Below are 18,555 nucleotides of genomic sequence, written 5' to 3'. Positions count from 1 at the left end.
CTGTGCGGTGACGCCCAAGCTAGAGGATCGTTGAACAATCCGACAAGACTCATGTCGAGACGTTCTGCCTTCCGGGCCCGCCTTCTACGATGGGGGCCGCGTGTCGGCGGGAGCGGCCGGCGAGGGAGTGAGGTGCCGTGGCAACGACGGACTCCGAGGTCGGCGGGCTGGCGGCGGACCGCCCGCTGCTCGGCCGCACCAGTACGGCCGAGCGGGTCGCGGACATCCTGCGCAGCCGTATCGCCGAGGGCTACTTCCCGCCGGGCGAACGCCTCGCGGAGGACGCCATCGGCAAGGCGCTCGGCGTCTCGCGCAACACCCTGCGCGAGGCGTTCCGGCTGCTCACCCATGAGCGGCTGCTCGTCCATGAGCTCAACCGCGGGGTGTTCGTACGGATGCTGGCCGTCGACGACGTCGAGGACATCTACCGGACCAGACGGCTGGTCGAGTGCGCGGTCGTACAGGGCCTCGGCCGGCCGCCGTACGCGCTCGACGCGCTGGAGGCGGCGGTGGCGAGCGGGGAGCGGGCGGCCCGGCGGCACGACTGGAAGGGCGTCTCCACCGCCAACATCCACTTCCACCGCGAGCTGGTGGGCCTCGCGGGCAGCGCGCGCACGGACGAGCTGATGCGCGGCGTCCTCGCCGAACTGCGGCTCGCCTTCCATGTGGTGGACGACCCGAAACGGCTCCATCAGCCCTATCTCGTACGCAACCGGGAGATTCTGGAAGCACTGCGGGCGGGGGAGCGGACGGGTGCGGTCCGGCTGCTCGCCGACTATCTCGACGACTCCCGCACGCAGTTGGTACGGGCGTACGCGCGGCTGGTGACGGACGGGGACGAGGCGGTGGGAGGGGCGGCCGGATAGGTGGCGGGGGAGGCCGCCGGGCAGGCGCCGTACGGACCGTCGGTCAGGCGGTGGGAAGGGCCCCGGGTCGGCGGTGGCAGGTGCCGCCGGGCGGTCGTATCTGCGCCGTTTCGACCGTTGTCAGTGCGAGGACCTAATCTGTGCAGCGTGACTTCGCCTGCCTCGACGGAACCCGTTCCGCCCCAGCTCAGCGCGGGGCCGCGCCCCGCACCGGGCCCGGCCGCCGACGAGGGGCTGGCGCGCAGGCTGCGCGCGCTCGCCTGCACCGCCCCGCTGCACGACCTGGACGTGCGCAAGGCGAACCTCGCGGGTGAGTTCTCGGTGTACGCGATGGCGGAGGTCGCGCTCGCCTCGATCGACCTCGTCACGCTGAACATGGACTTCGACACGGGCGCCGACCACGAGCAGATAGTGGCCAGGCTGATCCCGCGCGTCGCGGCCCAGGCCCCCGGCCGCCCCGCCGCCGAGCACGAGCGGGTGGCCCGCTGGGTCCTGGAGAACCTGATCAACGTCGGCAGCGTGGACCGCGGCTTCCGCGCGGTGTACGGGACGTTCGGGTCGGACGGCGCGTATGTGCGCCGCGACTACGACTTCAAGCTGATCGAGGAGGTCCCCGGCTACGGGGGCAGCGTCTATCTCCGCACCACGGACGAAGCCGTCAACGTGCTGGTCGGCGCGCTCGACACCGATGTCACCAGCGCCCAGATCGCCGCCGAGGTGAAGCTGGAAGTGCTGATCAGCCGTGGTCGGCTGGCGGACGCGCAGCTCGCCGCCGAGCAGGCGCGCTACCGGACCGTGCAGTACGCGGAGACGCTGCGCCGCACCCTGGAGGCGACCCGGCGCAACGTACGCGCGGTCGACTGGCTGAACGCGGTCCCGGACATGATCGCCGAAGCGCTCGACCACGTCGCCGACCGCTACCGGCACGAGAACGCGATCCTCACCAACATCCGCAAGGCGCGGGACGAGGCCGAGGAGCCCGAGAACAAGCGGCGCGCCGCCGAGCTCGTCGACATCGTCAAGGACTGCATCCGGCGCCACACGCAGCTCCAGTCGCGGCTGCTCGAAGCCGGGCCGCTGTTCCGTGCCGAGCAGGACCGCCAGGCGTTCGCCCGCCCGGCGGCGCGCTCGGGCCTCGACCTGTACGGGCAGCTGGTCGCCCCGCTGCTGCCGCTGCCGGTCGAGTCCGCGACGCGGGTGACGGACGCGTTCTTCGCGCACGGGACGGGGTTGCGCACGCCGGTCTCGGTCCGGGTCGCGGACCTGGTCGACATACTGCTGACGCCGCCGCTGGAGCGGGAGCACCTGGGTGCGGAGATGCCCGAGCCCGATCTGATCGCCACGCCCGACGACAGCCGCTTCAGCGAGGAGCAGCTGGCGGCGGCGATGGAACTGCTCGACCTGGAGCACGACGCGCCGCGGCGCCTGTCCGGTCTGCTCGCCGAGGCCCGGGGTCTCGACCCCGACCTGCCCTACCTCGTGGCTCTGCTCGCGGTGCACGCGGCGAGCCCGCCGGTCGGTACGGCGTACCGCCAGGGCGAGGAGCGGCTGCTGTTCGCCGTCGACGACGGCACGCAGCTGGACGACCCGGAGTTCGGCGGGGCGGACCTGATCGTGGGGACGGCGCGGCTGGACGCGGCGGGCATGGCGGCGGCCCGGGAGGCGGCGTGAATCTCCCCCACCCCGCCCCTTCCCCGAACCCTCCGGGGGTGGAGGAAGTCTTCCCGGGGGCTCCGCCCCCGGACCCCTTCGCGGGGCCTGCGGCCCCTGCACCCCGCCGGGGCTTCGCCCCGAACCCCGTTCTTGCCTGCGGATCGTGCGGGGTGCTCGCTCCCCCAAGTTCTCGACTCCGCTCGAACAGGGGGGACCCCCACCGCGGCGGAGCCGCAAATGTCACAGCCCCGCGCCCCTTGGATGGGCCCTTCGGGCCCCCTTCAGGGGCGCGGGGAACTGCGCGACCAGCCCCCACCGGCCCGCAGACGAATCCCCCGGCCGCGCGCCGAGAGCTATCGGGACGGGGCGGGGTGGGGAACTCGCCCGCCGCAGGCGCAGCCGCCCGCACCGCATGTATCACCCGCACCAAGGAGACCCCCAGTGATCGACCAGCACGCCGAGCGTGAGCCCGAAGCGGGCGAGGGTGGCGTCGACGTGGCCGGGGACGCCGGCGAGCGGCGGATCACGCCCGGGGACGCCGCCGACGCCGCGCGCCTCGTCGCGTTCGGGCTGCAGCCCAAGCTGCTCCCCGCCCGCGACGCGGAGTACGCGGAACTGCTGCGCAGACACCGCGAGGACCCGGCGTTCGCCCGCCTCGCGGACGCCATCGCCGCCGGCCTCGGCCTCGTCGTGCTTGAGGTCTCCCCCCGCGCCGGCATGGCCGTGACCGCCGCCGAGGACTCCGTCTTCGCCGTCCGCATGGGCGACTACGCCCGCCGCGCCGCCACCGACGCGGCGGACCGGTTCCTGCACGGCCTCGCCCACCTCGCCGTCGCCGCCATGGCCTTCCCGCGCCCGGAGGACCTGGCCGACGACGGCTACATCGGCAGGATCACGGTCAACGGCGTGGACGCCTTCGTACGGCAGGCCTGCCGTCGGCTCGAAGAGCGCGCCGCCGAGCAGGGCGAGAACACCGACCCCGAGACCGACGCGCCCGGCCTGGAGGCCGCCTGGCGGATCTACGCCCGGCGCAGCTCCACCGGCGCCACCAAGGACGCCCGGCGCCTGGCCGGATCGACGACCGGCATCGTCGCCAAGGCCGTCGCGTTCCTCACCGACTCCGGCTTCCTCCAGCGGACCGGCGACGACGCGGGCGGCGCGTACCGTACGACCGCGCGCTATCAGCTCCAGGTCCGCGACATGGCCGGCAGCGCCGCGCTCACCGAGCTCCTGGAGCTGGGGGTCGTCGCGGTCAGCGACGGCAGCGCGACCCTGTTGCCGCCGCCCGACGCCGACGACCTGGAACTGGCCGCCGACGCCGGGCTCCCCTTCCACGCCTGACCGGCACCCCCCACTCACCCCCGCCACATCTACGAGAGTCCGCCATGTACGAGCTGTCCCGGGTCCGCCTCTACTCCATCGGTCCGGCCGGCGCGCGTTACGCCGACACCGTGCTGGACCTGCGCGGTGTCGGCGCGCCCGTGCCCCAGCCGGCGCCGACGCAGGCGGAGTTCTTCGAGGACGAGCCGGTCGGCCCGCCGCGCCGCCCCGCACCCGCCGGCGTGCTCTTCCTGGAGAACGGCGGCGGCAAGTCCGTCCTGCTCAAGCTGATCTTCTCGGTGATGCTGCCCGGCCACCGCAACACCCTCGGCGGCGCCAGCTCCGGCGTGCTGCGCAAGTTCCTGCTCGCCGACGACTGCGGCCATGTCGCCCTGGAGTGGCAGCACACGCTCACCGGCGAGCTGGTCGTGGTCGGCAAGGTGAGCGAGTGGCGCGGGCGCCAGGTCTCCAACGACCCGCGCAAGTTCGCCGAGGCCTGGTACTCGTTCCGGCCCGGCCCGGGGCTCAGCCTGGACTCGCTGCCGGTCGCCGAGTCCTCCGCCGTCCGCCCGCCCGTCGAGGGCGCCTCCGGCGCCCAGGGCAGGCGCCGCACCATGAAGGGCTTCCGGGACGCGGTCACCGAGGCGGGCAAGGCGTATCCGCATCTCGACGTGGTCTGGGAGGAGATCCACGACCGCTGGAACGAGCACCTGGGCGACCTGGGCCTGGATCCCGAACTCTTCCGCTACCAGCGCGAGATGAACGCCGACGAGGGCGAGGCGGCCGGCCTCTTCGCGGTCAAGAAGGACTCCGACTTCACCGACCTGCTGCTGCGCGCCGTCACCGACACCCGGGACACGGACGGCCTCGCCGACCTGGTCAGCGGCTTCGGCAACAAGCTGGGCCGGCGCGCCGAGCTCACCGCCGAGCGGGACTTCACGGCGGGTTCGGTGGATCTGCTGACCCGGATCGTGGAGGCCGCCGAGACCCGCTCCCGTACCCGCGACATCCACGCCGCCGCCGAGCGCCGCACCCGTACGCTGGCGCGTCGCCTCTCCGCGCGCGCCGCCGAGGAGCGCGGCCGCGCCGGTGATCTCGCGAGCCGGGTCACCGCCGCCGCGCACACCGTCACCGAGGCCGAGCAGGCGCGCGGCCGCAGCGCCCTGATCGCCTCCGAACTGGCCTACCGGCACGCCTCGCTGGCGCTCGCGGTGGCCGAGAAGGCCGCCACCGCGCAGCGCCGCGAGCTGGCCGACGCCCGTACGCTGCACTCGGCCTGGCAGGCCGCCGAGGCGGTGCTGCGGCACAAGGCGGCCGCCGACCGCTCCGCGCGCGTGGCCGTCGCGATCCGCGAGGCCGAGCGCGACGCCGCCCCGGCGCTCGCCGCCCGGGCCACCGCCGCGGCCGATCTCGTACGGGCGCTGCACACGGCCGCCGAGGACGGCGAGCGGGTCGCGGCCGAGGAGGAGGAGCGCTCCGCCGCGCTCCAGGAGGCCGGCGAAGCCGCCCACCGCGACGCCACGGCCGCCGCCACCGAGGCCCAGCGCGCCCGCAGCGAGGCCGGGCATCTGCGCCAGCGCCTGGCCGAGGTCGAGCAGGAGACGGCCGAGGCGGTACGGGCGGGCTGGCTGGACGACAGCGCGCCGGACGCCGACCCGGCCAGGGCGGCGCTGGCCGCCAGCGACGCCGAGAAGACGGCGGTCGCGGCCTGGGACGCGGCCCGCGAGCGCGCCCGCGCCACCGCCGACCACGCGCGCGAGCGCGCCGCCGCCGAGGCCCGCGCCGAACTGGCCGCCGCCCGCGCCGAGGACGCGGCCGAGGCCGCCGGGAACGCGTACGACGCCGAGCACCGCGCCGCCGAGTCGATCGCCGCCGACGAACGCCTCGCCGAGCTCCTGGGCCTTCCCTCGGCCCCGGTGGCGGGCGTCCCGCTGCCGCGCCAGGCAACGATGTACGCGGCCGAGGCGGTCCGCGCCGCCGTGCACGGCGGCGACGCCGCGCCCCTGTCGGGCCCGCGCGAAACCCACCTGACCGCCGAGGAGTTGGACCGCCAGGCCGACGACCTGCGGCAGCTGCTCGACCAGAACATCACCTCGGCCGAGCGGCAGCTCTTCGAGCTGCGGACCGCCGCCGCCGACGACGCGCGCATCCTCGGCGCGCTCGGCGACGGCGGCCTGCTGCCGCCCGGCCCCGATGTGCTCGCCACCGTCGAGTACCTGGGCGAGCACGGCATTCCGGCGCTGCCCGGCTGGCGCTATCTCGCCCAGGCCGTCGACCCCGCCGACCACGCCTCGGTGCTCGCGGCCCGGCCCGAGCTCGTCGACGGTGTGGTCATCACCGATCCCGCCTCGCACGTACGGGCCCGCGAGGTGCTGGCCGGGGCGGCGCTGCTGCCCCGCTCCGCCGTCGCCGTCGGCACGGCCGCCGCGCTGCTCGCTCCGGTGCCGCGCCAGGGCGGCGAGGGCGAGGACAGCGGCGTCTTCCTGGTACCGCCGAACCCGGCCATGCACGACGAGCACGCCGCCGACGAGGAGCGCCACGCGCTGCGCGCCCGCGCGGGCGCGCGTGACGAGGAGATCCGTACGCTCGCCGCGCGCCTGGCGGGCGACCGGGGGCTCGCCGCGCGCATCGGGTCGTGGCGCGCCGACTGCCCGCCCGGGATGCTCGCCGAGCTGGCCACGGCCGCGCGGGCCGCGCGCGAGGCCGCCACGGCCGCGGCCGCCGAGCTCGCCGAGGCCCGTACCGCGCGGGCGGAGGCCGACGAGGCTGCCGCCGACGCGGCCCGGGTGCGCGACGAGCGCCAGGACGCGGCCCAGCGCGCGCGGCGGGCCGCCGACGCGCTCGCCGGGCTCGCCTTCCGGCTGCGCGAGCGCGCCGGCTGGCAGGCCAAGCTGCGCGAACTCACGGACGAGGCGGCCGAGTCCGAGGCCCGTGCGCAGACCCTGCTCGACCGTGCGCGGGCCGCCGACGAGGACCGCCGCGCCGCCCAGCGCGCCGCCGACGATGCCCACCGCACCGCCCGCGCGCTGCGGGCCGAGCGCGCCGAGATCGCGGGCGCGCCGGAGAACCTGCCGGAGCCGGACGGCGCCGCCCCCAAGGCCGCGCTGCCCGCCCTGCGCGAGGCCTACCGGGCCGCCTCGCAGCTCTACGAGAAGGTCGGCGTCGGCGCCGATCTGCGCGCCGAGCAGGCGCGTGCGGAGAGCGACGAGAGCGCGGCCCTCGCCGAGCTCGACCGGCTCACCAACAAGGTCCGCACCCGCGCCGCCCAGCTCCTGGAGGGCACGGACGGCGCCGACGGCCCGTCCCGGCAGGCGGCGGCGGCCCGCGCCGAATCCCTCGTACAGCTGCTTGAGACGCGCGCGTCCACGGCGAGCGAGCAGCTGGGGCGGCTGCGCGGCGAGGCCGAGCGGCTGGCCCCCGAGGACGGCGAGGCGCACACCGAGCTGCCCGCGGACCAGGTGCCCGGCGACGCCGAGCAGGCGCAGGCCCTGCTGCGCACCGCGACCGGCGAACTGGCGGCGCGCACCGAGGCGTTGGAGACCTCGCGCGCCGCGCACGCCGAGCTCCTGGCGGCCCACCGGGCCGCCGAGGACGCGGCGGGCGGCTTCGACGAGACGGCGGCCCTGCTGCGCGATCTGCTGCGCGACCACCAGCAGGACGAGGAGGAGCAGGCGCCCGAGCCGTTCCCGGGCGACCTCGCCGAGGCGCGTCAGTCGGCCGCCGAGGCCCGCCGCTCGCTGCGCGGCTGCGCGGCCGATCTGTCGGGTGCCGAGGCCGCCGTGCGCGAGGCCTCGGACGTGCTCGTACGCCATGCCAACGCCACCCGGTACGAGCAGGTGCGCACCCCCGCCCGCCAGCAGATCCGGGAGCTTCCCGCGGCCGCGCTGCCGGAGCACGCGGCGGCGTGGGCGGCGGCGTTCGCGCCCCGGCTGCGGGTGCTGACCGACGAGCTGGCGCAGCTGGAGCGCAACCGGGACTCGATCGTCGACCGGCTGCGCGGGCTCGTCGAGTCGGCGCTGACCACGCTGCGCTCGGCCCAGCGGCTCTCGCAGCTGCCGGAGGGTCTGGGCGAGTGGTCCGGCCAGGAGTTCCTGCGGATCCGCTTCGAGGAGCCCGACCAGGCCACGCTCACCGAACGCCTCGGCGAGGTCGTCGACGAGGCGACGCGCGCGGCCCTGAAGAAGAACTCCGACCTGCGCCGGGACGGAATGTCCCTGCTGCTGCGCGGAGTTCAGGCCGCGCTGGAGCCGCGCGGGATCGCGGTGGAGATCCTGAAGCCCGACGCGGTGCTGCGGGCCGAGCGCGTCCCCGTCGGGCAGATGGGCGACGTGTTCTCCGGCGGCCAGCTGCTCACCGCCGCGATCGCGCTGTACTGCACGATGGCCGCGCTGCGCAGCAACGACCGGGGCCGCGACAAGCACCGCCACGCGGGCACGCTCTTCCTCGACAACCCGATCGGCCGCGCCAACGCCACGTATCTCCTGGAGCTCCAGCGGGCCGTCTCGGACGCGCTCGGCGTCCAGCTCCTTTACACCACGGGCCTGTTCGACACGACGGCGCTCGCGGAGTTCCCGCTGGTCATCCGGTTGCGCAATGACGCGGACCTGCGGGCCGGGCTGAAGTACATCAGCGTCGAGGAGCACCTGCGGCCGGGTCTGCCGCAGCAGGACCCGGCCGGGGAGGCCGTGCACGGCGAGATCACCGCGACGAGGATGTTCAAGAAGCCCGCGTGAGGTGGTGAGGGGGCGCGCTCAGCGCCCCCTCACCCCGTCAGCTCGCGTCCGCCTTGATCATGTCGGCGCACTTCTCGCCGATCATCATCGTGGTGATGCACGGGTTGACGGTGACCAGCTCCGGCATCACCGAACCGTCGGCGACGCGCAGCCCGCGTACGCCCTTGACGCGCAGCCGGGCGTCAAGCGGCGCCATGGCGTCGTCGTCGGCGCCCATCTTCACCGTGCAGGCCGGGTGGTAGACGGTGTTGTGCGTGGTGCGGATGTACTCGAACAGCTCGTCGTCGGTGCGGACGTCCGGGCCGGGCGCCAGCTCCGCGCCCGCCCAGTCGGCCAGCGCGGGCTGCGCCGCGATCTCGCGGGCCAGCTTCAGGCCGTACGTCATCACCCGTACGTCGTGCTCATGGGTGAAGTAGCGCGGGTCGACCATCGGCTTGTCGCGGTAGTCGCGGGTGCGCAGCCGGACCGTGCCGCGCGACTTGGCGCGCGTGACGTTCGGCGTCAGACAGAACGCGTTCTCGCTGGTCGGGTAGCCGTGCCGGGCCGTGTTCATGTCGAACGGCACCGACCCGTAGTGGAACATCAGGTCCGGCCGGTCCAGGCCCGGCTCGGTGTCCGCGAAGATCCCGATCTCCCACCACTGGTTGGAGCGGGTCGGCATGGGCCGCTTCGCGTCCCACATGATCACGCCCTCGGGGTGGTCCTGAAGGTTCTCGCCGACGCCCGGGGAGTGCACCACCGGGTGCACGCCCACCTCGCGCAGATGGTCCGCCGGGCCGATCCCGGAGAGCATGAGCAGCTTGGGGGTGTCGATCGAGCCGCAGCTGACGACGACCTCGCGGCGCGCGGAGACGGTACGGCTGTGGATCAGGTCCGGGTCCAGGTACTCGACGCCGGTGCAGCGCCGGTCCTCGCCGATCACCAGCTTCTTGGCCCGGATCCCGGTCCGTACCACCAGGTTGGGGCGCTTGCCGAGGATCGGGTGGAGATAGGCGACCGAGGACGACTGGCGGATGTTGTTCTCGTCCGAGTTGATCTGGAACCAGTTGGCTCCCCGGATCACCGTACGGCCGGTGTTGAACGGCGTGGTGGGGATGCCGTTCTGCGCACAGGCGTCGAGCAGCGCGCTGCCGCACGGGTCCTCGCCCTTGATGGTGCGCAGCTTCACCGGGCCGCTGCGGCCGTGGTGCTCGCCGGGCGCGTCGTTGTTCTCCAGGCGCTGGTACAGCGGGAAGGTGTCCTCGGCGCCCCAGCCCGTACAGCCCGCCTGCGCCCAGCCGTTCAGGTCCTCGGCGGGCGCCCAGAAGGCTATGCAGGAGTTGTGCGAGGAGCAGCCGCCGAGCACCTTGGCGCGCGCGTGGCGCATCATGCTGTTGCCGCGCTCCTGCGGCTCGACCGGGTAGTCCCAGTCGTAGCCGGACTCAAGGAGCCCCATCCACCGCTCCAGGCGCAGGACGTTGTCGTCGCCGACGTCGGAGGGACCGGCCTCCAGGACGCAGACGGTCACCGACGGGTCCTCGCTGAGCCGGGCCGCGACAACGTTTCCCGCCGTGCCGCCGCCCACGACCACATAGTCGAACTCGTCGGTGTTCTCGATGGCGTTGACCGTATTGGCCTCGTTCATGAGTGTTCTGCTCCTTGTGACGTTCAGCCGGTGGCGGCGGCGGTGTTGCCGGTGGTGCTGGTGGGATCGGTGTTCTTCTGCTCGGCGGCGTGGTCGGCGAGCACACCCGTGCGGTGGCGCTGGACGAACCAGTAGTAGGCGAAGCCGCCCACGGTGACGGCGCCGACGAACAGCACTCCGCCCCAGCGCAGATACCAGTGGTACGGGGCCGCCGCGTTGTAGACGGCGGCGCGCGGCCACAGCAGGTTGACGGTCATGCCCAGACCCCACAGGACCGCGAGGATGTTGACGGGGAGCCCGAAGCGGCCGAGCGAGAAGCGTCCGGGCGCGGGCTGCCAGGTGCCGCGCAGCCGGCGTACCAGCATGGGCATCGTGACCAGCAGATACGCGACGTAGATCATGATGATCGCGATGCTGGTGACCACCGAGAAGATCTGCGGCTGCTTGATGTTGACCAGCAGGATCCCGATGGCGACGAGCCCGCACACCACGGCGGGCGCGATCGGGGTCTGGAAGCGCGGGCTGATCTTGGCGAGCCGGCTGCCGCCGGGCAGGTTGTTGTCGCGGGCCATCGCGAACATCAGCCGGATGCCCGCGGTGTGCACGGCGAGCTCGCAGACGACGACCGCGATCACCACGCACCACAGCAGCGCCTGGCCCATGGTGTGGCCGAGGGTGCTCAGGACCACGTACTGGAGCCCGTCGACGGAGAGTTCGGGGGCGTTCAGATCGGGCGTCGCGAGCAGCGCGCACAGCAGGATGAGCCCGCCGATGACGAACGAGGCGATCAGGGCCCGCAGGATGGCGCGCGGCGCGTTGCGGCTCGGGTCGAGCGCTTCCTCGCCGAGCGAGGAGGCGGTGTCGAAGCCGTACATGACGTACGCGGAGGCGAGCGAGGCGGTGAGGAACGCGCCGAAGTAGCCCAGGTTCTGGCCGGCCCCGATGCCGTGCGTCTCCACGATGGCGCTCGGGCCGCGGGTGATGTGCGCGGCCAGCAGGATCACCAGGATCACCGCGGCGACCAGCTCGATGAAGACGCCCGCCGTGTTGATACGGGCCATCAGTTTGACGCCGAAGGCGTTGACCAGGGTGGTGAAGAGGATGAGCACACAGGCGAGCACGACGGCGTTGGCGGCCGCGTCGTACTTGCCGGTGCCGTCGCCCACGAACTGGAACCACGACGAGATCTGAGGCAGCGTCAGCTGGAGTGCCAGGGCGACGGCGGCCAGCGAGACCATGCTCGCCAGCGTCATCATCCAGCCGGCCAGCCAGCCGACGTGCGGACCGCCCAGGTTCTTGGCCCAGTTGTAGACGGAACCGGCGACCGGATAGCGGGCGGCGAGCTCGCAGAAGCAGAGCGCCACCATCAGCTGGCCGATGAACACCATCGGCCAGGACCACCAGTACGCGGGTCCGCCGAGGCTGACGCCGAAGTAGAACATCTGGAACGTGCCGGTCAGGATCGAGATGTAGCTGATCCCGGCGGCGAAGGTGTGGAAGTTGCCGAGGGTGCGCTTGAGGCCCGGCTTGTACCCGAGTTCGGCGAGCGCGGCGTCATCAGCGTCGGCGCCCGCCGGGGCTGGGGAGGGGGACGGGGGTGTGGTAGCGGTCACGGGGGATCACTCCTCGTACAGGGTCGCGTAGAGGGGAGGGCAGGGATGCGGTCCGGCGAGCGAGGTGAACGGCCGCCGGGGCGGCGGCCGTTCAGCCGGAGTCCGGTCAGTCGAACCAGCGCTGCGGGCGCGGATCGGTGTTGCGCCAGATGTGCTTGATCTCCTGGTACTCGGCGAGCCCGGCCAGCCCGAGCTCGCGGCCCGTACCGGACTGCTTCATCCCGCCCCACTCGGCCTGGGGGACGTACGGGTGGTAGTCGTTGATCCACACCGTGCCCGCACGCAGCCGGGCGGCGACGCGTCGCGCGCGTGCCTCGTCGGTCGTCCACACGGCGCCGGCCAGGCCGTACACCGTGTCGTTGGCCAGCCGAAGGGCCTCGGTCTCGTCCCGGAAACGCTCCACGGTCAGCACCGGTCCGAACGACTCGTCGCGTACGACGGACATCGCGGCCGTGCACTCGTCGAGGACGGTCGGCAGGTAGTAGTGGCCGTTCGCGAGCTCCGGGTCGTCCGGGCGGGCGCCGCCGCAGCGCAGCACCGCGCCCTCGGTGATCCCGGCCGTCACATACGCCTCGACCTTGGCCAGATGGGCCGCCGAGATCAGCGGGCCGGTCCGGGCGTGGTCGTCGAACGGGCCGCCCAGTCTGATCTGGCGGGCCCGGCGCACCACTTCGTCGACGAAGCGGTCGTGCAGCGAGTCCTCGACCAGGAGCCGGGCGCCCGCCGAGCAGACCTGCCCGGAGTGCAGGAACACCGCGGTCAGGGCATAGTCGACAGCCGCCTCGAAGTCGGCGTCGGCGAAGACGATGTTGGGGTTCTTGCCGCCGAGCTCCAGCGCGGTCCGCTTCACGGTGCCCGCCGCCGACGCCATCACGCGCCGCCCGGTGGCCAGTCCGCCGGTGAACGACACCAGGTCCACGCGCGCGTCCTCGGTGAGGGGCGCGCCGACCTCGGGGCCGCTGCCGAGGACGAGATTGCCCACCCCGTCCGGCAGTCCGGCCTCGGTGAGCAGCCGCATCAGCATGATCGCGGTGTGCGGGGTCAGCTCGCTGGGCTTGAGCACGAAGGTGTTGCCCGCGCCGATCGCGGGCGCGACCTTCCACGCGGTCTGCAGCAGCGGGTAGTTCCACGGCGTGATCAGCGCACAGACCCCGACCGGCTCGACGACCGTACGGCTGTCGGTCTCCGGGTTGCCGGTGTCGACGACCCGGCCGGGGTCCTGCGAGGCGACCAGATGGCCGAAGTGGCGGAAGCAGTTGGCGATGTCGGCCATGTCGTACTCCGACTCGACCAGCCGCTTGCCGGTGTCCAGCGACTCCGCGCGGGCCAGTGCGACCGCGTCGCGCTCCAAGAGATCGGCGACGCGCAGCAGCAGCGCGGCCCGCTCGGCGACCGTCGACCGGGGCCAGGGGCCATGGTCGAAGGCCTCGCGGGCGGCGAGCACCGCGGCCGCCGCGTCCTTGGGACCACCCTCGTCGACCACGGCGACCGGCGAGCCGTCCGCGGGACAGCGGATCTCGCGGGTCTCCCCGTCGACGGCGGCGCTCCACCGGCCGCCGATGAACAGTTCAGGCATGACGCTCCTTGACTTCCGATCACGGACAGTTGCGCCGCTACCCAGGGATTCACACTTCAGACATGTGACGATTCCGACAGTGAAGGAACAGTGCAGCTCAGGACCCGTGCAGGTCAGGACGTAGGCAGGTCAGGACCGGGGCAGCCCGGGGCCCAGGCGCTGGAGGACCCAGTCGTGGAAGGCGCGGATGTGGTGCTCGCTGGGGACCAGGACGCCGCCGTGCCGGTAGGCCCGGGAGTCCATGGCGGGCTGGGTGCGCTCGCACGCGTCGAAGTCCTGGAGGTTGACGCGGTGGAACAGCTCGACGGACCGGGAGAGGTCCGCGCCGGACGCGACGACCTCGGGCGCATACAGCCAGTCACATTCGATCACCGTGTGGTCGACAGCGGTCGGGAACATCCGCAGGACGATCACATGGTCAGGCACCAGATTCACAAAGACCTGTGGTTTCACGGTGATCGCGTAGTAGCGCCGGTCCTGCGCGTCCACGAGGCCGGACAGGCGCCCGAAACCCGCGCCGCCGTCGACGGTGAAGCCCTCGGCCCCGTCGGCGAAGGCGGCGCCGTGCCCCACGAAGTACTGCGCGGCGAACCCCTTCGCGAACTCCGGCAGCACATGGGTGAGTTCGGGATGGATGGTCGCGCAGTGGTAGCACTCCATGAAGTTCTCGACGATCAGCTTCCAGTTGGCCCGCACGTCGTACGAGATCCGGCGGCCCAGCGCCAGTTCACCGGTCCGGTAGCGCTCCACGGCCTCCGGGTCGCCCAGGCGCTCGGTGGCCGCGCCGATCACCGTGTCCTCGAACGACGGCGGCTCCTCGGCCAGGCACACCCAGGCGTAGCCCAGCCATTCGCGCAGCGCCACCCGCAGCAGCCCGCGCTCCTCGCGGTCCACGTCCGGCATCCGCACCAGATTCGGCGCCGCGACCAGGCGGCCCTCCAGGTCGTACGTCCACGCGTGGTACGGGCACTGGAAGCTGCGCCGCACCGTGCCGCTCTCCTCGGCGCACACCCGGGCACCCCGGTGGCGGCACACATTGAGGAACGCCCGCAGCGCGCCCTGGCGGGTGCGCACCACCAGCACGCTTTCGCGGCCCACCCGGACCGTGCGGAAGGCTCCCGGCCGCTCCAGCTCGGCGGCGCGCACCGCGCAGAACCACAGCGACTCGAAGACGTGCTCCTGCTCGCGGGCGAAGACGGCGGGGTCGCAGTAGTAGCGGCCGGGCAGGGTGCGCAGCAGGCTGGTGCCGATCTCGGTGGCCTCGGAGGTCATCGCACCGCTCCTCTCCGCTCAGGCCGCACCGCGCCCGCGGGCGTCGTTGCGTCGGCGCCGAACCTGCGCGGGTCGAAGAGCTCGATGGGATGAGGCGTGGTGCCCTCCAGCGCCAGATCGGCGGCGATCTCGCCGACCACGGGCACGAACTTGAAACCATGGCCCGAGAAGCCGCAGGCCACCGTGACCGTCTCCGGGTGCGCGGGGTGCCGCGCGATGACGAAGTGCTCGTCCTCAGTGGTGGAGTACATGCAGGTCACGGCCCGCAGGAACGTTCCCGGCAGCGAGGGCGTCACGGTGCGCATCGCCGCGGCCATCGCCTCCACCTCGGCCGCCGAGACCGTACGGTCGATGCTCTCGGGCGTGCAGGGCACACCGCCCTCGCGGAAGAACGCGACCTTGACCCCGCCGTCCGGCCCGTCGATGGCCGGGAACCCGTACACCTGCACCCCGTCGCTGTCCTCCCGGATGAAGACCGGATGCCGGTCCGGCAGAAACGGCTCGACGCCGCCGTTCGGCCCGAACCAGTACGTGACCTGCCGCTCGACCGTGATCGGCACCCCCAGATCGCTCAGCAGGCCGGGTGCCCAGGCGCCCGGGCAGATGACCAACTGGCCGCCGGTGTAGGTGTTCTCGGCCGTGTGCACCCGTACGCCCCGGCCGCCCGGCAGCTCCTCCCAGCGGGTCACCGGCTCCTCGAAACGCAGCTCGGCGCCCGCCTCGGCGGCGAGTTGGAGGTGGGCCGCCACCGTGTTCTCCGGCCGCAGCAGCCCGGCCCGTGCCTCGTAGAGCGCGACCTCGTCGTCGCCCGGGTCCATGGTCGGGAAGCGGCGCCGGATCTCACGGGCGTCCAGCATCTCGTGCGGCAGGTCCCAGCGGCGCGCCGAGCGCAGCGCCCCGGCGACCGTACGGCACTCGGGGCGGCCCATCATCATCCCGCCGCACAGCAGCGCGATCTCGCGCCCGGTGTCCCGCTCCAGCCGCTCGTACAACTCGTACGCCCGCAACAGCAGCGGGACATACGCGGGATCCTCGAAATAGGACTGCCGGGTGATCCGGGAACCGCCGTGGCTGGAGCCATGGGCATGGACCGGGCCGAACCGCTCAAGGCCCAGTACGCGCACCCCGCGCGCGGCGAGCTGGTCGGCGGTGGCCGAGCCCATGCCGCCGAGGCCGAGGACGATCACGTCGTACGTCGCAGCCATGCTTCCTCCCGGGAGGGTCGATACCGGCCGGGCTCATCCCATGACGCCGGTCATCGCATGAGGTGAGCCATGCGCGGGTCGAACAGCGGCTCCTCGGCGACGGTCGCCGCGACCTTCTCGCCGAAGTACTCGATGTGGACCGGGGTGCCCGGCGTGAGCACGGGCAGCCAGGCATAGGCGACGCACCGGCCGATCGTGTAGCCGTACGCGGCGCTGGTGACGTATCCGGCGGGCGCGCCGTCGACCAGCACCGGCTCGCTGCCGAGGACCACCGCCGAGCGGGAGTCGAGGGTCAGACAGGTGAGCCTGCGCCGCACCGCGCCGGGCTCGCCCAGCGCGTCCCGTCCGATGAACTCGCCCTTGCCGGGCCGCACCGCGAAACCGAGCCCCGCCTCGTACGGGGTGTGCTCGGCCGTCATGTCCCGGCCCCAGGCGCGATAGCCCTTCTCCAGGCGCAGCGACTCGAAGGCGCTGCGGCCCGCCGCGATCACATCGAGCCGCCGCCCCGCCTCCCAGAGCGTGTCCCACAAGCGAAGGCCCAGGTCGGCGCTGGTGTAGAGCTCCCAGCCGAGCTCGCCGACGTAACTCAGGCGCAGCGCGGTGACCGGGACGTGCCCGATCACACTCTCCTTCGCCCGGAAGTAGCCGAAGGCGGTGTGCGAGAAGTCGTCCCTGGTCAGCGGCTGAACCAGGGCCCGGGCGAGCGGGCCCCAGACGCCGACGCAGCAGGTGCCCGAGGTGATGTCCCGGACCGTGACCGAGTCCGGCGCGTGCTCGCGCAGCCAGTCGAGGTCGGCGGGGGAGTTGGCGCCGATCCGGAAGCGGTCCGGGGCCAGGCGCGCCACGGTCAGGTCGGAGCGGATCCCGCCCGCCTCGTCCAGCAGCAGCGTGTACGTCACCGAACCCGGCTTGCGGTCCAGCTGGTTGGTGGTCATCCGCTGGAGGAAGGCGAGCGCGCCGGTGCCGGTCACCTCCAGGCGCCGCAGCGGCGTCATGTCGTACAGCGCGACCCGCTCGCGCGTCGCCTTCGCCTCCGCCGCCGCGATCGGCGACCAGTACCGCGCCGACCAGGCGTCGCGCACGGGTATGTCGAGGCCGTCGACCAGCGGCGCGTTCGCCTCGTACCAGTGCGGCCGCTCCCAGCCGCCGCCTTCGAGGAAGTACGCCCCGAGCTCCTGCTGGCGCGGATGGAAGGGGCTGGTCCGCAGCGGGCGGTGGATCGGCTGGAGCGGATGGACGACGTCGTACACCTCGACGAAACTGCGGGCCGCGCGTTCCTCGACGTAGCCCGGGGTGAGCTGGACGTCCTCGAAGCGCCGGATGTCGCAGGCGTGCACATCGATGCCCGGCCGTCCGTCCGTCATCCACTGGGCGAGCGCCCGCGCGACCCCCGCCGAGTGCGTCACCCACACCGCCTCCGCCAGCCAGAACCCGCGCAACCGCGGCGACTCGCCCAGCAGCGGCATCCCGTCCGGCGTGAACGAGAAGACCCCGTTGAAGCCGTCCGCCACCGCACCCCGGTCCAGCCCCGGCAACAGGGCCACCGCGTCCGCCCAGCTCGGCGCGAAGTCGTCCGGGGTGAACGCGAGCGACGACGGCATCACGGGCGCGTCGTCGTACGCCGGCACCGTGAACGGATCGACCGGCAGCGGCCGATGGGCGTACGAGCCGATGCCCAGCCGGACGCCGTCCGCGTCCCGGTGCGTACGGAAGTACAGGTCGCGGTCCTGATGGCGCAGGATCGGCAGCGCGGCGGCGGACCGTGCGTCGAGAGCGGGCAGCACGCTGGTGGTCGCGTACTGGTGGGCGAGCGGCAGCAGCGGCACGGCCACCCCGGCGAGCCGCCCGATGACCGGGCCCCAGAACCCGGCCGCCGAGACCACGAGATCGGCCGGGAAGGTGCCCCGGTCGGTGACGACGGCCGTGACCCGGCCGTCGGCCCGCTCGATGCCCGTGACGGTGTGCCGCGCCAGGAACCGTGCGCCCCGCGCCTCGGCGCGTGCCTGCAGCGCCCGTGAGGCGCCCGCCGCGTCGGCGAGACCGTCGTCGGGGGTGTGGAAGCCGCCCAGCACTTTGTCCTCGGCGAGCAGCGGCCACAGCGCCGCGCACTGGCGCGCCGTGAGCAGTTCGCCCCGTACGCCCCAGGAGGCGGCCAGCCCCACCTTGCGGTGCAGGTCGGCCCAGCGCTCCGGTGTGGTGGCGACCTCCAGGCCGCCCACCGGCCGGAAGCACGGCTCGCCCGCCACGGCGAGCTCGCGGAAGGTGCCCACCGTGTACGCCGCGAACCGGGTCATCGTCCTGGACGCGTTGGTCTGGAAGACCAGACCGGGTGCGTGCGAGGTGGAGCCGCCCGGCGCGGGCAGCGGACCCTGCTCCAGGACGGTGACGTGCGACCAGCCCCGCGCGGTGAGCTCATCGGCGAGCGCGCACCCCACGATTCCGGCGCCGATGACGACCACGCGCGCATGACCGGGGTCGGGTGCCGGGGTGGTGCGGACCTCCTGGGACACGGCCTCACCCTCCTGTTGCGCTGCACTGCCCGGTGGCGCGGTGTGAGACATCCTGGGGACGCCTCTCAGGAGCGTCAAGAGGGTCGGATCAGTCGCGCACGAGGGCGCTTATGGCATACGAACTCCTTTGGCTTGAAGGTGTCGTGATGGCATGTCAGGGGCGCGGAAAGCGCCTGCGGGGCA

At 73.3% G+C, this 18,555-nt stretch carries 10 protein-coding genes; 4 read left to right on the top strand and 6 right to left on the bottom strand.

Annotated elements, in window-relative coordinates; all coding sequences use genetic code 11:
• Positions 1–137: 137 nt before the first annotated feature.
• From ACGFRG_RS35070 to ACGFRG_RS35055, 4 genes are all read left to right on the top strand, one after another.
• Positions 138–866, top strand: coding sequence for a GntR family transcriptional regulator (locus ACGFRG_RS35070; RefSeq protein ID WP_393270611.1), 729 nt, complete (start codon positions 138–140; stop codon positions 864–866).
• Between the two features lie 147 nt (positions 867–1,013).
• Positions 1,014–2,537 (top strand): hypothetical protein, encoded by a 1,524-nt coding sequence (locus ACGFRG_RS35065; protein WP_393270608.1) that lies wholly within the window; start codon positions 1,014–1,016, stop codon positions 2,535–2,537.
• A 477-nt stretch (positions 2,538–3,014) separates the two neighbouring features.
• Positions 3,015–3,860, top strand: a complete 846-nt coding sequence (locus ACGFRG_RS35060) for a hypothetical protein (RefSeq protein ID WP_361428393.1) — start codon at positions 3,015–3,017, stop codon at positions 3,858–3,860.
• Positions 3,861–3,904: 44 nt separating this feature from the next.
• Positions 3,905–8,572 carry a hypothetical protein gene (locus ACGFRG_RS35055; protein WP_393270605.1) on the top strand — a complete coding sequence of 1,556 codons (4,668 nt, stop codon included), beginning with the start codon at positions 3,905–3,907 and terminating at the stop codon, positions 8,570–8,572.
• Positions 8,573–8,609: 37 nt separating this feature from the next.
• On the opposite strand, the gene ACGFRG_RS35050 is transcribed toward ACGFRG_RS35055, so the two are convergent.
• From ACGFRG_RS35050 to ACGFRG_RS35025, 6 genes are all read right to left on the bottom strand, one after another.
• Positions 8,610–10,196, bottom strand: a complete 1,587-nt coding sequence (locus ACGFRG_RS35050) for a GMC family oxidoreductase N-terminal domain-containing protein (RefSeq protein WP_361428335.1) — start codon at positions 10,194–10,196, stop codon at positions 8,610–8,612.
• Between the two features lie 23 nt (positions 10,197–10,219).
• Complete coding sequence (locus tag ACGFRG_RS35045; protein WP_393270601.1) at positions 10,220–11,809, bottom strand: APC family permease; 1,590 nt, start codon at positions 11,807–11,809, stop codon at positions 10,220–10,222.
• A gap of 106 nt (positions 11,810–11,915) precedes the next feature.
• Entirely contained in the window at positions 11,916–13,385 is a 1,470-nt protein-coding gene (locus ACGFRG_RS35040; RefSeq protein ID WP_393270599.1) for an aldehyde dehydrogenase family protein, read from the bottom strand.
• A 129-nt stretch (positions 13,386–13,514) separates the two neighbouring features.
• The gene (locus ACGFRG_RS35035) at positions 13,515–14,657 is read right to left on the bottom strand and encodes an aromatic ring-hydroxylating dioxygenase subunit alpha (protein ID WP_393270596.1); all 1,143 of its coding nucleotides are present in this window, start codon (positions 14,655–14,657) and stop codon (positions 13,515–13,517) included.
• Positions 14,654–15,862 carry an N-methyl-L-tryptophan oxidase gene (gene solA, locus ACGFRG_RS35030; RefSeq protein ID WP_393270593.1) on the bottom strand — a complete coding sequence of 403 codons (1,209 nt, stop codon included), beginning with the start codon at positions 15,860–15,862 and terminating at the stop codon, positions 14,654–14,656. The genes ACGFRG_RS35035 and solA overlap by 4 nt, the downstream gene beginning before the upstream one ends.
• 50 nt (positions 15,863–15,912) lie before the next feature.
• A complete protein-coding gene (locus ACGFRG_RS35025; RefSeq protein WP_393270590.1) occupies positions 15,913–18,423 on the bottom strand; it encodes an FAD-dependent oxidoreductase in 2,511 nt (836 codons plus the stop codon).
• Positions 18,424–18,555: the final 132 nt, after the last annotated feature.

The sequence above is a fragment of the Streptomyces sp. NPDC048696 genome (genome assembly GCF_043198895.1).
Lineage (GTDB): Bacteria > Actinomycetota > Actinomycetes > Streptomycetales > Streptomycetaceae > Streptomyces.
The sequence above is the reverse complement of the archived record's forward strand: the minus strand, read 5'-3'. Positions and strand labels throughout refer to the sequence as shown.

Bases quoted from the DNA above. Each gene is read 5' to 3' on its own strand.
- ACGFRG_RS35055 (WP_393270605.1), top strand. From the start codon at position 3,905: ATGTACGAGCTGTCCCGGGTCCGCCTCTACTCCATCGGTCCGGCCGGC.
- ACGFRG_RS35050 (WP_361428335.1), bottom strand. From the start codon at position 10,196: ATGAACGAGGCCAATACGGTCAACGCCATCGAGAACACCGACGAGTTC.
- ACGFRG_RS35040 (WP_393270599.1), bottom strand. From the start codon at position 13,385: ATGCCTGAACTGTTCATCGGCGGCCGGTGGAGCGCCGCCGTCGACGGG.
- ACGFRG_RS35035 (WP_393270596.1), bottom strand. From the start codon at position 14,657: ATGACCTCCGAGGCCACCGAGATCGGCACCAGCCTGCTGCGCACCCTG.
- solA (WP_393270593.1), bottom strand. From the start codon at position 15,862: ATGGCTGCGACGTACGACGTGATCGTCCTCGGCCTCGGCGGCATGGGC.
- ACGFRG_RS35025 (WP_393270590.1), bottom strand. From the start codon at position 18,423: ATGTCTCACACCGCGCCACCGGGCAGTGCAGCGCAACAGGAGGGTGAG.